13 protein-coding genes are annotated in these 15,122 nt (G+C 70.6%); 4 read left to right on the top strand and 9 right to left on the bottom strand.

Going from position 1 to position 15,122, the window contains the following annotated elements; translation table 11 throughout:
- Window positions 1–38 precede the first annotated feature (38 nt).
- On the top strand, window positions 39–1,844 hold the full coding sequence (locus IE97_RS0130380; RefSeq protein WP_078603431.1) for an ABC transporter ATP-binding protein: 1,806 nt from the start codon (window positions 39–41) through the stop codon (window positions 1,842–1,844).
- A 20-nt stretch (window positions 1,845–1,864) separates the two neighbouring features.
- Complete coding sequence (locus IE97_RS0130375) at window positions 1,865–2,065, top strand: hypothetical protein (protein WP_030247496.1); 201 nt, start codon at window positions 1,865–1,867, stop codon at window positions 2,063–2,065.
- A 62-nt stretch (window positions 2,066–2,127) separates the two neighbouring features.
- Here IE97_RS0130375 and ssuE read toward each other — a convergent pair whose 3' ends face one another.
- The 3 genes from ssuE to IE97_RS0130365 form a co-directional block, all read right to left on the bottom strand.
- A complete protein-coding gene (gene ssuE, locus IE97_RS0130370) occupies window positions 2,128–2,688 on the bottom strand; it encodes an NADPH-dependent FMN reductase (RefSeq protein WP_030247495.1) in 561 nt (186 codons plus the stop codon).
- A 251-nt stretch (window positions 2,689–2,939) separates the two neighbouring features.
- Window positions 2,940–3,020 (bottom strand): putative leader peptide, encoded by an 81-nt coding sequence (locus IE97_RS43840; RefSeq protein WP_351187348.1) that lies wholly within the window; start codon window positions 3,018–3,020, stop codon window positions 2,940–2,942.
- An 83-nt stretch (window positions 3,021–3,103) separates the two neighbouring features.
- The gene (locus tag IE97_RS0130365; protein ID WP_030247494.1) at window positions 3,104–4,246 is read right to left on the bottom strand and encodes an aromatic ring-hydroxylating oxygenase subunit alpha; all 1,143 of its coding nucleotides are present in this window, start codon (window positions 4,244–4,246) and stop codon (window positions 3,104–3,106) included.
- Window positions 4,247–4,440: 194 nt separating this feature from the next.
- Between IE97_RS0130365 and purU the strand changes: the two genes are divergently transcribed.
- On the top strand, window positions 4,441–5,313 hold the full coding sequence (gene purU / locus IE97_RS0130360; protein WP_030247491.1) for a formyltetrahydrofolate deformylase: 873 nt from the start codon (window positions 4,441–4,443) through the stop codon (window positions 5,311–5,313).
- 54 nt (window positions 5,314–5,367) lie between these two features.
- Window positions 5,368–6,159 carry an IclR family transcriptional regulator gene (locus IE97_RS0130355; protein WP_051705177.1) on the top strand — a complete coding sequence of 264 codons (792 nt, stop codon included), beginning with the start codon at window positions 5,368–5,370 and terminating at the stop codon, window positions 6,157–6,159.
- A gap of 22 nt (window positions 6,160–6,181) precedes the next feature.
- Here IE97_RS0130355 and IE97_RS0130350 read toward each other — a convergent pair whose 3' ends face one another.
- The 6 genes from IE97_RS0130350 to IE97_RS0130325 all read right to left on the bottom strand — a co-directional run bounded on the left by IE97_RS0130350 (window position 6,182) and on the right by IE97_RS0130325 (window position 15,110).
- Window positions 6,182–6,787 carry a sarcosine oxidase subunit gamma gene (locus tag IE97_RS0130350; RefSeq protein ID WP_030247487.1) on the bottom strand — a complete coding sequence of 202 codons (606 nt, stop codon included), beginning with the start codon at window positions 6,785–6,787 and terminating at the stop codon, window positions 6,182–6,184.
- The gene (locus tag IE97_RS0130345; protein ID WP_030247484.1) at window positions 6,780–10,034 is read right to left on the bottom strand and encodes a sarcosine oxidase subunit delta family protein; all 3,255 of its coding nucleotides are present in this window, start codon (window positions 10,032–10,034) and stop codon (window positions 6,780–6,782) included. Before IE97_RS0130345 ends, IE97_RS0130350 begins: the two co-directional genes overlap by 8 nt.
- A gap of 20 nt (window positions 10,035–10,054) precedes the next feature.
- The gene (locus IE97_RS0130340; RefSeq protein WP_030247482.1) at window positions 10,055–11,287 is read right to left on the bottom strand and encodes a sarcosine oxidase subunit beta family protein; all 1,233 of its coding nucleotides are present in this window, start codon (window positions 11,285–11,287) and stop codon (window positions 10,055–10,057) included.
- A complete protein-coding gene (locus IE97_RS0130335) occupies window positions 11,284–11,490 on the bottom strand; it encodes a hypothetical protein (RefSeq protein WP_030247479.1) in 207 nt (68 codons plus the stop codon). Before IE97_RS0130335 ends, IE97_RS0130340 begins: the two co-directional genes overlap by 4 nt.
- Entirely contained in the window at window positions 11,483–13,921 is a 2,439-nt protein-coding gene (locus IE97_RS0130330) for a GcvT family protein (RefSeq protein WP_030247478.1), read from the bottom strand. Before IE97_RS0130330 ends, IE97_RS0130335 begins: the two co-directional genes overlap by 8 nt.
- Window positions 13,922–14,147: 226 nt before the next feature.
- Window positions 14,148–15,110: an ABC transporter substrate-binding protein gene (locus IE97_RS0130325; protein WP_030247476.1), complete on the bottom strand. Its 963-nt coding sequence runs from the start codon at window positions 15,108–15,110 to the stop codon at window positions 14,148–14,150.
- Window positions 15,111–15,122: the final 12 nt, after the last annotated feature.

Here is a 15,122-nt window from a genome sequence, read left to right as displayed (position 1 = left end):
GCGCGTGGTGGGCGGCCACAGGACGACACAGGGGTCGGATGGATACGCCTGAGATCCGCAGGGTTCAGCCGGGCAAGCGCTCGGTACTTCTCGCACTTCGTTACTACGGACGGGAGTTGGCCCGGCTCCGCCGGCTGACGGTACCCGCGATGCTGCTCATGGCGCTGGGCAACATCGGAATCAACTACGTGGCGCCGCTCATCGTCGCCAAGCTCGTCGGTGACATCGCCGGCGACGGGGACGTGACGGTCGACTCGACACTGCCGTACGTCCTCGGCTTCGCGGGTGTCCTGCTGCTCGCGGAGGCTCTGTGGCGCGTCGCCCTGCACTGCCTCAACCGCCTCGACGCCCTCGGCATCGAGCATCTGTACGTGGTCGGGATGGACGAGCTGTTCGCCAAGGACGCCGCGTTCTTCCACGACAACTTCGCCGGTTCACTGACCAAGCGCGTCCTCAGCTTCGCCTCCCGATTCGAGCAGTTCGTCGACACACTCGCCTTCCAGATCGTGGGCAGCTTCGTGCCGCTGGCGTTCGGGGCGGTGGTCCTGTGGCGCTACGAGCCCCTGCTGGTCGTCGGGCTGCTGGTGATGATCGCGCTGACGGCGGTGCTGGTGGTGCCCCTCATCCGTCGCCGCCAGGCGCTGGTCGACCTGCGTGAGGAGGCGATCGCCCGGGTGTCGGGCCACGTCGCCGACAGCCTGATGAACATGGACACGGTGCGGGCGTTCGCCGCCGAGGAGCGCGAGGCCGCCGAACACCGCTCCCGCGTGGCGGCGTCGCGGCGGCTCACGCTCAGGTCGTGGGACTACGGCAACCTCCGCATCGACACTCTGGTCGCGCCGATGTCCGTGCTGACCAACGCGGTGGGTCTGCTGCTCGCGGTCGCGCTCGGCGCGGGCGGCCACGGCGTGGAGGCGATCGTGGTCGCCTTCACCTACTACGGCAACGCGACGCGGATCATGTTCGAGTTCAACCAGATCTACCGTCGGCTGGAGAGCTCGATGACGGAGGCCGCGCAGTTCACGGAGCTGCTCCTGACGCCACCGACCGTGCTCGACCCGCCGGCACCGGAGCCGCTGCGGCCCCGGGCCGCCGACGTCCGCTTCGAGAAGGTGACCTTCGCGCACCGGGGTGGCCGGCCGCTTTTCGAGGGGCTCGACCTGGCCGTGCCGAGCGGGACGAAACTCGGCCTGGTCGGCCGGTCCGGCGGCGGCAAGACGTCCCTCACCCGGCTCCTGTTACGGATGACGGACATCGACGGCGGCCGCATCCTGGTCGGCGGCCAGGACATCAGCCGGCTGCGCCAGGCCGACCTGCGCAGCCAGATCGCCTACGTGCCGCAGGATCCGGCGATGTTCCACCGCACCCTGCGGGACAACATCGCGTTCGCCCGGCCGGACGCCACCGACGCCGAGATCCGGCGCGCGGCGGAGGCCGCCCACGTCACGGAGTTCGCCGACGCGCTGCCGGACGGCTTCGACACCATGGTGGGCGAACGCGGGGTGAAGCTGTCGGGCGGTCAGCGCCAGCGGGTCGCGCTGGCCCGGGCGATCCTGCGCGACGCGCCGATCCTGCTGCTCGACGAGGCGACCAGCGCCCTGGACTCCGAGAGCGAGCTCCTCGTCCAGGAGGCGCTGTGGCGGCTGATGGAGGGGCGGACCGCGCTCGTGGTGGCGCACCGGCTGAGCACGGTCGCCACCATGGACCAGCTCGTCGTCCTCGACCGTGGGCGGATCGTCGAGCAGGGCACGCACCAGGAGCTGCTCGCGCTCGACGGCGCCTACGCGAAGTTGTGGCAGCACCAGTCCGGGGGCTTCCTCGATGAAGCACCCGGGCCGTGCTAGAGGGTGTTTCTGTCCGGGCGGTGCGCCTGGCCGTAAGGAAGTTCTCGACCCTCCTCGGTGGCCGCAACACCATCGAGCACCACGATCAGCTGGTCGACGTCTGCGCCGGCGGCGACGCCCTCGCCGCCGGCGAACTTTCCGCGCAGCACTGGTCCGAGCTCGGCGGCCACATCAAGGAGCTCTTCGACACCAACCAGTTCACCGAAGAGGCGCTCGCCTGACGAGCGACGGCCAGGGCGACGGCGAGGGGCTCGGCGTCACCGGAGGATCACGTGGGGCGGGTTCATCCGGTGGCCGCCAGCAGTGCCGTACGGCGGCCCCCCAGCGCGGTCGAGAACTGGTCGGTGATCCGGGCCAGGGCCTCGGCCGAGCCGGGCGCGACGGTGAGGGATCCGTCTTCGCCCACCGTGATGTCCTTGTCGAGGGTGAACCACCCCGGAACGATGTGCGTGGCGCCCATGGAGCTCAGCACGGGACGCAGGGCGTAGTCGATGGCCAGGACGTGGGCGGTGGATCCTCCGGTGGCCAGCGGCAGGACCGTCTTGCCGGCCAGCGCGTACTGCGGGAGCAGGTCCAGCAGGGATTTCAGCAGTCCTGAGTATGCGGCCTTGTAGACGGGAGTACCGATCACCACCCCGTCGGCCTGCTCCACCAGGGCGGTGGCCCGGACGATCTCCGGGTGCCGGAAGTCCGCCCCGAGCAGGGCCTCCGCGGGCAGGGTCCGGACGTCCAGCGGGATCACCTCGTGCCCCTGCGCGGTGAGCCGGGCGTCGAGGTGGCGCAGCAGTCGCTGGGTGCGGGAGGTGGCGGAGGGGCTGCCGGATACGGACAGGATGGTGGGCATGCGGGGGCCTTCCGGTGGTGGGCTGTTGTCGGGGGGCCGTGGTCAGGCGTGGGCGGCGACGGGCTCGGACTCTTCGTGGTGGAGCAGGACGGTACGGGCATGCGCGGAGTTCAGGCATGCCGGGGCAGCGCCCGGGAAAGGCCGTCATCAGCGTCCGGGACCGGCAGTCGAGAATCACGCCGCAGGCCGGGCTCCGAGAACGGGGCGGCGCAGAAGGCGAAATGGGAGGGTTTCCCTCCGGTGCGCTGCGCTCAGATGCGGCAGCGACAGCAGGAGCTGGAGACCCGCGCGAGGTCGACGTGACGTCGTCGCGTGAGGTCCTGTCGCTTCATGTCAGCGATCCAACCAAGCGTGAGTCCGGCCGGTCAAGGACGCCCGGTGGTGATTCCACATGGTGAGAGCGCGGGGAAACCCTTCAGCGCTGCGGGAAGTTGGCCTGGGTGCCGAGGCGGTCCTGGACCCATGCGTGGAACTCGCCGATGTGGTGCTCACTGGGCACCAGGACGCCGCCCTTGGCGTACAGCCGGGAACTCATGGCCGGCTGGCAGCGCTCACAGGCGTCGAAGTCCTGCCGGTTGACGCGGTCGAACAGCTCCACCGACCGGCTGACGTCCCGGCCGTCGGCCACCACGCCCTTCAGGTACAGCCAGTCGCACTCCACGATGGTGCGGTCGACCGCCACCGGGAACATCCGGTGGAAGATCACATGGTCCGGGACCAGGTTGATGAAGACCTGCGGGCGCACCGTGATCGCGTAGTACCGGCGGTCCTGTTCCTCGGTGACGCCGGGAATGCGGTCCAGGCCCGCCGAGCCGTCCACGGTGAAGCCCTGGACGTCCGAGCCGAACTCGGCTCCGTGTCCCACGTAGTACTGCGCCGCGTAGCCGTCGGCGAACTCCGGAAGCACCTCGGTCAGTTCGGGGTGGATGGTCGCGCAGTGGTAGCACTCCATGAAGTTCTCGACGATCAGCTTCCAGTTGGCCTTGACGTCGTAGACGATCCGGCGGCCGACCTCCAGGCTCTCGACGTCGTACCGCTCGATGGACTCCACGTCCCCCAGGCGCGCGACCACGTCCGCGATCACCGACTCCTCGAACGACGGCGGGGCCTCTGCCAGGCACACCCACACGTAGCCCAGCCATTCGCGTACCGCCACGCTCGCCAGGCCGTACTCGGTGCGGCCGATGTCCGGCATCTTCGTGAGGTTCGGAGCCGCGACGAGCCTGCCGTCCAGGTCGTACGTCCAGGCGTGGTACGGGCATTGGAAGGCCCGCTTCACCTCGCCGGACTCCTGGGTGCAGAGCCTCGCGCCCCGGTGCCGGCACACGTTGTAGAAGGCCCGCACGGAGCCGCCCCGCGACCGGGTCAGCAGGACGCTCTCCCGCCCGACGTCCACGGTCCGGAAGGCACCCGGTTTCTCCAGTTCCGACGAGCGTGCCGCGCAGAACCACATGGACTCGAAGACGCGCTCCTGCTCCAGGCGGAAGATCTCCGGGTCCGTGTAGTGGTCACCGGGGAGCGTCGCGATCAGGCTCTCCGGCAGGCCGGTCGTGGTCATGGTTCACCTCGAAGTGAAGCGCCTCGGACGGGGCAGGACGGTTGCCTCATGCGCAACGACGTTCTTGCTACGCAACTCACAGTGCAGTCCACCGGAAGCGCTGTCAAGACCTTGACCACAGGCCGTCACAGCCAGGAGCATGTTGCGCATCAGACCCGTTGTTGCGTAATGCGCACCCTCTCAGGGAGGGCTCAGTGTCTCCTGGACCCACAGCCGGCCGCGAGTTCGTCCTCACCCTGTCGTGCCCCGACCGCTCGGGCCTCGTCCACGCCGTCACCGGCTTCCTGCTCCGCCACTCCGGGAACATCCAGGAGAGCCAGCAGTTCGACGACCGGCTCGAGGACCGCTTCTTCATGCGGGTGCACTTCGACGTCTCGGACCCGGGCACCTCGCTGGAGGACCTGAAGTCCGGCTTCGCACCGGTGGCGGAGGCGTACCGGATCTCCTGGCAGCTGTACGACGCGTCGACCCCGACACGCACGCTGATCATGGTGTCGAAGTTCGGGCACTGCCTGAACGACCTGCTCTTCCGGTGCCGTACCGGCGCGCTGAACATCGAGGTCCCGGCGATCGTCTCCAACCACCGGGACTTCGAGCCGCTCGCCGAGAGCTACGGGATCCCCTTCCACCACGTACCGGTGACCCGGGAGACGAAGCCCGAGGCGGAGGCGCGGCTGCTGGAGCTCGTCGACGCACTGGACATCGACCTGGTGGTCCTCGCCCGCTACATGCAGATCCTGTCGAACGACCTGTGCAAGCAGCTCGAAGGCCGGGCGATCAACATCCACCACTCGTTCCTGCCGAGCTTCAAGGGCGCCCGCCCCTATGCCCAGGCACACGAGCGCGGTGTCAAGCTCGTCGGAGCGACGGCCCACTACGTCACCCCGGACCTCGACGAGGGGCCCATCATCGAGCAGGACGTCATCCGGGTGAACCACGCGCAGAAGCCCGACACGCTGGTCGCGATGGGGCGCGACGTCGAGGCACAGGTGCTGGCGCGGGCGGTGGAGTGGCACAGCCAGAGCCGCATCATGGTCAACGGCAACCGTACGGTCGTCTTCCGCTGAGGAAAATGACCTCCACCCCTCACGCCTGTTGTCCCTTTCGCCTAGAGTTTCGCCATGGGCAACTACGGCGCTGAGTCCGCAGGCGCTCCCAGTGGCGGAGTGCAGTCCGTTGACCGTGCTGTCTCCGTCCTGGAGATCCTCGCCCAGCACGGCGAGGCGGGCGTGAGTGAAGTGGCCGCGGCGATCGACGTCCACAAGTCCACCGCTTTCCGGCTGCTCGGCGCGCTGGAAGCGCACGGGATGGTCGAGCAGGAGAGCGAGCGCGGAAAGTACCGGCTCGGTTTCGGAGTCGTGCGCCTGGCCGGCGCCGTGACGGGCCGTATCGCCGTCACGAGACACGGGCGGGGCATCTGCGAGCGTCTCGTCGACGACGTGGGCGAGACGATGAACATCGCCGTGCTCGAGTCCTGCCACGCGATCAACCTCTACCAGGTGCGCAGTACCTCGGCCATCGCCGCGCAGAACTGGGTGGGGCGGCAGACGCCACTGCACTGCACCTCGAGCGGCAAGATCCTCCTGGCCCACCTCGGCCGCAAGCAGCGCGACGAGCTCCTCGCCGAGGCAGGCCTGCCCCGTATGACACCGCGCACGGTGACCTCCAGGAGGAAACTGGAGGCAGACCTGGCCGAGGCCCGTGAGCAGGGCTATGCCATCACGATGGAGGAGTACGAGGAGGGCCTCAACGCCCTGTCCGCTCCGGTGCGTTCGAGCGAGGGCGAAGTCGTGGCCGCCCTCAGCGCGTCGGGGCCGGCTTTCCGGCTGACCGACGAGCGGCTGCGCGAACTGGCACAGGTGCTGGTCGCCGGAGCGAACGAACTCAGCCGCCGTCTCGGCTACGCGGGCTGAGGCCCGGCCTCCCCGGTCGCCGTCAGCCCGTCCATTCCACAGCCGCGTCCAGCAGCCAGTCCGTGAGGTAGCCGGCGAAGGACGAGCGGACCAGCACCCAGAACCCGGCCCTCGGGTCGTCACGGGCGACCAGGACGATCTGGGTGCGGCCCAGGGTCGTCTGGGCGCAGCGGCCCGGGCCGAAGACACGCGGGTGCAGATCGAGCGAGCAGCCGTGGGCCAGCAGGTCGCGGGCGCGGGGGCCCGCGACGAGGAGCGTGGTGCGCTGGGCCGAGACGTCGACGACGGACAGGGGCTCGTCGCCCGCGGCCTCCCGGATCCGGCTCTCCAGCCCCCGCCGGCCGCCCGGCGGGCCCACCACGAGCCACTCGTCGGGGCCGAGCCACAGCGCGGTCAGCTCCCCGGCGCGGACGACGGTGCAGGGTGCGGTGGGCAGTTGGAGACCCAGCGCCAACCCCACCGCGTCCGCCGCCGCTCCCTTGGGGTCGAGGCGCACGTTGAGCTGGGTCAGGAAGGGGAGTTCCGCCAGCCGGATCGCGCCCCCGGAGGTGCGGGTCGCGGTGGCCAGCCGGCCGGCGGCATGCGACAGCGGGCTGCGGAGCGGGACGGTGAGGGCGGTCTCAGCCATCGCGGCGGGCTCCTTCGGGGTCGTAGAGGACGGGGCTCGCGACGGTCACCGGGACCAGCCGGTCGCCGACGGGGGCGTAGAGTCGCTCACCGATGCGGTCCCGGCCGCCCTTGACCAGCGCGAGCGCGAAGGTCCGGCCGAGGGCCGCGCTGCGGTAGCTGGACGTGACGTGGCCGAGCATCGGGACGGGCGGCGCGGGCAGCACACGGCCGGCCACCAGGTGCGTGCCCTCGGGGAGGAGGGCGCCCGGATCCTCCGGGAGCAGCCCGACGAGGTGCTTGCGGTCGGGGCGGGCGGTGTCGGCGCGGGCGTGGGACCGCTTGCCGATGAAGTCCCGCTTCTTCTTCGACACCACCCAGTTCATGCCGAGGTCCTGCGGCGTCACCGTGCCGTCGGTGTCCTGGCCGACGATCGGATAGCCCTTCTCCGCACGCAGGACGTGCATGGTCTCCGTGCCGTACGGGGTGATGCCGTACGGGGCGCCCGCCTCGTACAGCGCCTCCCACAGGGCGAGGGCCTCCCACGGTGACACGTTGATCTCGTAGGCGAGTTCGCCGGAGAAACTGATCCGGCAGACCCGGGCGTCGATGCCCGCGACGGTCGTGTCGCGCCATGCCATGAACGGGAAGTCGTCGTTGGCGACGGCGAGTCGCGGTGCGAGTGAGCCGAGGACCGCGCGGGACTCCGGGCCGACCAGGGCGACGGTGGCCCACTGCTCGGTCACGGAGGTGCAGTGGACCCCCAGTTCGGGCCACTCCGTCTGGAGCCACTCCTCCATCCAGTCCAGCACGGCCGCGGCGTTGCCCGTGGTGGTGGTGACCAGGAAGCGGTCCTGGTCGAGGCGGATGACGGTGCCGTCGTCGAAGACCATCCCGTCCGGGCGGCACATCACGCCGTAGCGGATCATGCCGACCTTCAGGGTGCTCATCATGTTGGTGTAGAGCAGGTCGAGGAAGGCGGCGGCGTCCGGGCCCTGGACGTCGATCTTGCCGAGGGTGGAGGCGTCCATGAAGGCGACGCCCTCACGGGCGGCGGCGCACTCACGCAGCACGGCCGTCTCCCTGTCCTCGCCGTCCCGCGGGTAGTACCAGGGCCGCTTCCACTGGCCGACGTTCTCGAAGCGGGCGCCGTGCGCGTCGTGCCACTCGTGCAGGGCGGTCGTGCGGACCGGGTCGCTCAGCGCGCCGCGGTCGCGGCCGGCGAGGGCGGCGAAGGAGACGGGGGTGTAGGGGGGCCGGAACGTGGTCGTGCCGAGCGCCGAGATGTCCACGCCGAGCAGTTCGGCGACGACACCGCCGGCCAGGACACCGGAGGTCTTTCCCTGGTCGCCCGCGGTGCCGGCCGTGGTGTAGCGCTTGGTGTGCTCGACCGAGCGCATGCCGGCACCGGTGGCCCGGGCCAGGTCGTCGACGGTGACGTCGCGCTGGAGGTCGACGAAGCGCGGGGCGCCTTCCCGGCCCGGAACGGCGAAGACCGGCATGGGCGGTGTGTGTGGTTGCGCGGCCACCTGCGGCAGGCGGGGCGCGGCGGAGGTGTAGCCCTCGGCCTCGATCGCGCGGGCGCCCGCGGCCGCCCCCTGCGCGAGGACCCGGGCCAGGTCGAGGACGCCATTCGCGCCGCCCGCGACCTCCACGGCCTGGCGGGACGTGCCGGGAACGAAGCTGCCGAGCGTCTCGTCGTAGCGGAGCGTGCCGCCGGCCTGGCTGAACAGGTGCGCCACCGGGTTCCAGCCGCCGGAGACCAGGAGCAGGTCGGCGGCGAACTCCCGCCGTCCCGCTGTCTCACCGTACGGGGAGACGGTCACGGCGGTGAGACGGGGAGCGCCCTCCGTGGCGGTGACGGCGTGCCCCGGCAGCACCTCGATGCCGGCCTGGCGGGCCCGCTCCGCCCACTCCCCCGGCTCGCTACGGGTGTCGACGACGGCCTCGACGGCCACGCCGGCGGCGGCGAGGTCGAGGGCCGCCGCGTAGGCGCTGTCGTTGGTGGTGAAGACGACCGCGTGGCGGCCGGGCAGGACGCCGTGGCGGTTGACGTGGGCGCGGGCCGAGGCGGCCAGCATCACACCGGGGCGGTCGTTGTCCGCGAAGGCCAACGACCGCTCGTGGGCGCCGGTGGCGAGGACGACGCGACGGGCGCGGATGCGGTGGACGCGTTCGCGGGAGACGCGCTCCGGGGCCTGGGCGCCGAGGTGGTTGGTGCGGCGCTCCACGGCGAGGAGGTGGTTGTCGTCGTAGTAGCCGAAGACGGTGGTGCGGCGCAGCACGCGTACGTCGGGGGCGGCGTCGAGGTGGGCCGTCGTCCCGGCCACCCAGTCGAGGTGCTCGCCGGTGCCGAGGAGGCTGCCGCCCGGGTCCGGCTGGTCGTCGGCGAGGATGACGCGGGCGCCGGTCCTCGCCGCGGCGGCCGCCGCGGCGAGGCCGGCCGGGCCGGCGCCCACGACCAGGAGGTCGCAGTGGGTGTGCACGGCGTCGTAGCGGGCCGGGTCCGGTTCGGTGGCGAGGCGGCCCTGACCGGGGAGACCGGTCGCGACGAGGCCGTCGTAGAGCTCGACGGTGGTGGCCGGGAGCATGGGTTCGGGGAACGGTTCCTCGATCTGGACGACCGCGTTGGGTTCCTCGGCGCCGGCGGAGAAGATGCCGCGGGGGCGGCCCAGTTTGATGCTGGTGCCGGTCTGGACGACACCGTGGGCGAGGAGGGCGGAGGCGAGGGTGTCGCCTCGGTAGCCCTGGTACTCGATGCCGTCGAAGGTGAAGGTCAGCGGCTCGTCGCGGTGGATCCGGCCGCGGGTGGGGTGGCGGAACGGCTGGTTGTTCTCCCCTGCCCCGCCCCCTCCCGACACCAGGGACTCTGCCCCCGGGCCCCGCTGGGGGCTCTGCCCCCAGGCCCCCGAATCGGCCTGGACGGCCTCGTCCTCGATCGCCGGACGGGCTGGTGGTGCCGGACTCGGCCGGCATGTGACCGGACGCGGCTCCACCGTCTCCGGGCGCTCCTCCCCCGCCCGGTACACCGTCAGGATCTCGTTCGTCGACGTGTCCCGTACGGCGTTGAACCAGCGGCGGCAGCCCGCGGCGTGGCTCCAGCGCTCCGCGAAGGGACCCCTCGGATTGTCGCGGAAGAAGAGATAGCGGGCCCACTCCTCGTCGGTGAGGGAGGACGGGTCCGCCGGGTATGCCACGTGGGCCTGGCCGCCGTAGTGGAACTCGGCCTCGTCGCGGGGCCCGCACCACGGGCAGGGGATCAGCAGCATGGGTCGGCTCCCTAGTGGTCCTAGTGGGCCACCGCGGCCGCGCCGTGCTCGTCGACGAGCGCGCCGGTGGTGAAACGGTCGAGCGAGAAGGGGGCGTTCAGCGGATGCGGTGTGCCGTGGGCGATGGTGTGGGCGTAGACCCAGCCGACGCCCGGGGTGGCCTTGAAACCACCGGTCCCCCAGCCGCAGTTGAGGTAGAGGTCGTCCACCGGGCTGAGGCCGACGATCGGTGAGGCGTCGGGGCTGACGTCGACGATGCCGCCCCAGGTGCGCAGCACATGGGCGCGGGCGAAGACCGGGAAGAGTTCCAGCGCCGCCGACATCTGCTCCTCGATGATGTGGAAGGCGCCGCGCTGGGTGTAGGAGTTGTACGGGTCGATGCCCGCGCCCATCACCAGCTCGCCCTTGTGGGCCTGGCTGACGTACACGTGGACGGCGTTGGACATGACGACCGTCGGGTGCACCGGTTCCAGCAGCTCCGACACGAGCGCCTGCAGGGGGTGGCTCTGGACGGGGATTTCGATGCCCGCCATGGCCGCCAGGACCGAGGTGTGGCCCGCCGAGCAGAGCGCGACCTTGCCCGCCGCGATCGGGCCCCGGGTGGTCTGGACTCCGACGACCCGGCCGCCGGTCACGTCGACGCCGGTGACCTCGCAGTTCTGGATGATGTCGATGCCGGCGGCGTCGGCGGAGCGGGCCAGGCCCCATGCCACGTGGTCATGCTTGGCGATGCCGGCGCGCGGCTGGTAGGTGGCGCCCAGGACGGGGTAACGCACGTCCGGGGAGATGTTGACGATCGGGCAGACGTCCTTGACCCCTTCCGCGTCGAGCCACTCGGCGTCCACGCCGTTGAGACGGTTGGCCTCGACGCGACGCACGCTGTCGCGGACGTCCTGGAGGCTGTGGGCGAGGTTCAGTACGCCGCGCTGGGAGAAGAGGATCGGGTAGTCGAGCTCGTCCGCCAGGCCCTCCCAGAGTCTGAGGGCGTGCTCGTAGATGGCGGCGCTCTCGTCCCAGAGGTAGTTGGAACGGATGATCGTGGTGTTGCGGGCCATGTTGCCGCCCGCCAGCCAGCCCTTCTCCAGCACGGCGACGTCGGTGATGCCGTGGTTCTTCGCCAGGTAGTGGGCGGTGGCCAGGCCGTGGCCGCCGCCGCCCACGATGACGACGTCGTAGGAGCGCTTCGGCTCGGGGTTGCGCCACAGCCGGTCGGGGTGTTCGGGGAGCTCGGCGCCGGGGGTGCGGGGGGTCATGGGGCGTCTCCGTCCTCGGACAGGTGGGGGTGGAGCGGGGGGTTGCCGGCCAGGGGCTTCGTGCGGGTGCGCAGGGTGGCCGCGTCCGGTTCCAGCGGGAGGGCGACGATGAGGTGGGCAGTCGCCCACGGCTCGGCAGCCGGCCTGGCCGGTTCACGACGTGCGACCAGCCCCGACGGAGCCGCCGGCGGAAACTCAGCCACGGAGCCGGGACATCGCCGGATCGAACAACGGCTCCTCAGCCACGACGGCCTCGACGCGCTGACCGAAGTAGCCGATGTGCACGACCGTCCCGGGAGCGGTCAGCTCCACCGGCAGCCACGCGTAGGCGATGCCCTTGCCGATCGTGTATCCGTACGCGGCGCTGGTGACGTAACCGACCGCACGGTCACCGTCGTACACCGGCTCCTTGCCCATCACGACCGCCCTCGGGTCGTCGATGGTCAGACAGGTCAGCCTGCGCCGCGGATCGGCCTTGCGCCGCTCCAACGCCGCCTTCCCGACGAAGTCGTCCTTGTCGAGCTTCACGGCGAACCCCACCCCCGCCTCGAAGGGGTCGTGCTCATAGGTCATGTCCGTGCCGAACGACCGGTATCCCTTCTCCAGCCGGAGACTGTTGAACGCGCCCCGCCCGGCCACGATGCCGCCCAGCGGCTCGGCCGCCCGCCACAGCGTGTCCCACAGCTTCAGGCCCAGGTCGGCGGTGGTGTACAGCTCCCAGCCGAGCTCGCCGACGTACGACAGACGCATCGCGGTGACGGGCACGGAGCCGATGTGGGCGCGTTGGGCGCGGAAGTACTTCAGGCCGGTCGCCGAGAAGTCGGCGTCGGTGAGCGGCTGGAGGACCTCGCGGGCGCGCGGACCCCACAGGCCGACGCAGCAGGTGCCGGGGGTGATGTCGCGGACCTGGACGGTGCCGTCGGCAGGGAGGTGGCGGGTGAACCAGTCGAGGTCCAGATTGCCGTTGGCGCCGACCTGGAAGAGGTCGGGAGCGATCCGGGCGACGGTGATGTCGCTGCGGATGCCCCCGTCGTGGTCGAGGAGCAGCGTGTACGTCACGGAGCCGACGGACTTGGCGACCTTGCCGGTGCACAGCCGCTCCAGGAAATCGCCGGCACCGCGCCCGCTGACCTCGAGCCGCTTGAGGGCCGTCATGTCGTACAGGGCGACGGTCTCGCGGGTGGTCTGGGCCTCCGCGGCGACGATGGGCGACCAGTACCGCGCGGCCCAGTCGTTGGGGGTGACGATGGAACGGCCTTCGACCAGGCCCGCGTTGGCCTCGTACCACTGGGGCCGCTCCCAGCCGTTCGCCTCCAGGAAGAAGGCGCCCAGCTCCTGCTGGCGGGGGTGGAACGGGCTGGTGCGGATCGGGCGCGGTGCGCCCGACGGCTGGAGGGGGTGGAGGATGTCGTAGACCTCGACGAAGTTCCGGCAGCCGCGGGCCAGGACGTACTCCGGCGAGAGCTGGTGCGGTTCAAAGCGGTTGACGTCGCATTCGTGCAGGTCGAACGAGGAGCAGTGGCCGTCGACCAGCCACTCGGCCATGGCCCGGCCGACACCCGCGGAGTGTGTGACCCAGACGGCTTCGGCGACCCAGAAGCCCTTGACGTCCGGGGATTCGCCGAGCAGCGGCAGGCCGTCGGTGGTGAAGGAGAACAGGCCGTTGATGCCCTCCTCGACCTTGGTGTCCTTCGTCGCGGGAAGCAGCGACCGGGTCTCGCTCCAGGCCTCCTCGAAGTCCTCCTCGGTGAACTTCAGGACGGAGGGCATCTCCTCGGCCTCGTCCACGGAGAGGATGTCGTCGGCGGAGACCGGCATCGGGCGGTGGCCGTAGGAGCCGATGCCCAGGCCGTCGAAGCGGTCGCGGTAGTAGAGGTCGGCGTCCTGGTGGCGCAGGATCGGGCGGACCGCCTCCTCCGTCTGGCCCGCGAGGGCGGGTACCGGGCCGGTCCAGGCGAGCTGGTGGGCGAGCGGTGTGAGCGGGAGGTTCATGCCGGCCATGCGGGCGATCCTCGGACCCCAGATGCCGGCGCAGCACACGACGATGTCGGCGGGGATCTCGCCGTGATCGGTGAGGACGCCGGTCACCTCGCCCTGGGACCGCTGGACGTCGAGCACTTCGTGCCGGGGGAGGAAGCGGACGCCGCGCTCGGTGGCCCGGCGGATCTGCGCCTCGACGGCGAGGACGGCCTTCGCGATGCCGTCCGTCGGTACGAGGAGGCCGGCGAGGACCCTGTCCGGGTTGACGAGCGGGTGCTGTGCGACGCACTCCCCGGTGTTCAGCAGCCGCGCCTCGATGCCCCAGGAGGTGAGCCAGCCGTGGCGCCGCCGCAGTTCGGCGACGCGTTCCGGGGTGGTCGCCACCTCCAGGCCGCCCACCTGGAGGAAGCAGGGCTGCCCGTCGACGTCGAGCGAGCAGAACTTCTCGACGGTGTAACGGGCCATCTCGGTCATGGTCTTGGAGGGGTTGGTCTGGAAGACCAGCCCCGGGGCGTGCGACGACGATCCCCCGGTGGCGGGCAGCGGGCCCTGGTCGACCACGGTCACCTCGGTCCAGCCGCGCGCGGAGATCTCGTCGGCGAGCGCCGCCCCCACGACGCCCGCTCCGATGATGACCACCCGGGGTCCCGCCATCGCCGCACCTCCGACGTTGAAGCGATCCAGTTGCCTGGTGCGCAACATGGTTCAGGTTGCGCAACTCAATGTGCCCGCCGCCTATCGGCGTGTCAAGGGGTCCGCGTTGCCGGAAACGCACCGCGGGACGACAGGGGGAACCACCGGAGAAACGGCGAGGCCCGGCAGGCTGACAGCACAGCCTGCCGGGCCTTCCCGACGGGTTTCACACGGGCGTTCCCGCGCCCTACTTGATCCAGGCGTCGACCTTGCCGCGGTTGGCCTCGACCCACTTCTTCGCCGCGGCCTCGGGTGCCATCTTGTCCACCGCGATGTACTTGGCGACGGTGTTCTGGTCGTCGTTCGTCCAGGTGAAGTTCTTCACCAGGTCATAGGCCGGGCTGCCCGACTTGGCGAACTTCGCGCTGACGATCTTGTCGAGTTCGTACACGGGGTAGTCGCAGGCGACCTTCTCGGCGTCGGCGTCGCAGCCCGTCTTGTACTCGGGCAGGCTGACCTTCTTCAGCGGCACCTCGGACATGAACCACTGCGGCTCGTAGAAGTAGCCGATCACCCATTCCTTGTTCTTCTCGGCGTTGCGGTAGGCCTGGATGAGCGCGGTCTCGCTGCCCGCGTACACCACCTTGAAGTCGAGCTCGAGGTTCTTCACCAGCGCCTCGTCGTTGGTGACGAACGACGGGTCGCCGTCGAGGAGCTGGCCCTTGCCGCCCGACTCCGAGGTCTTGAACTTCGACGCGTACTTGTCGAGGTTCTTCCAGTCGGTGATGTCGGGGTGCGCCTTCGCCAGCCACGGCGGCACGTACCAGCCGATGATGCCCTTGTTGCCGGTCGGACCGGCCTCGACGGCGGTCTTCTGATCGGTGATGTACTTCTTCTTCAGATCGTCGTGGCCCCAGTTCTCGACGACGGCGTCGACCTCGCCCGTCCCGAAGCCCTGCCAGGCGATCTCCTCCTTGAGGTCCTTCTGTTCGACCTTGCAGCCGAGGTCGTGCTCGGCGACGTACGCGAGGACCGCCGCGTTCGCCTCGTAGCCCACCCACGGGTTGATCGCGAGCTTGAAGGTGCCGCACTTGCCCGAGCTGCCCGAGCCGGCCGCGCTGTCGTCGCCGACCTTCGCGCCCCCGCAGGCGGTGAGGGTGAGGCCGAGGACGGCCAGGCCGGCCGCGCCGGCTCTCCAGTGTCGTGCCATGGTCTGCTGCTC

This window comes from Streptomyces sp. NRRL S-455 (genome assembly GCF_000717875.1).
Taxonomy (GTDB): domain Bacteria; phylum Actinomycetota; class Actinomycetes; order Streptomycetales; family Streptomycetaceae; genus Streptomyces.
This window is presented reverse-complemented; position numbering and strand designations above follow the sequence as displayed.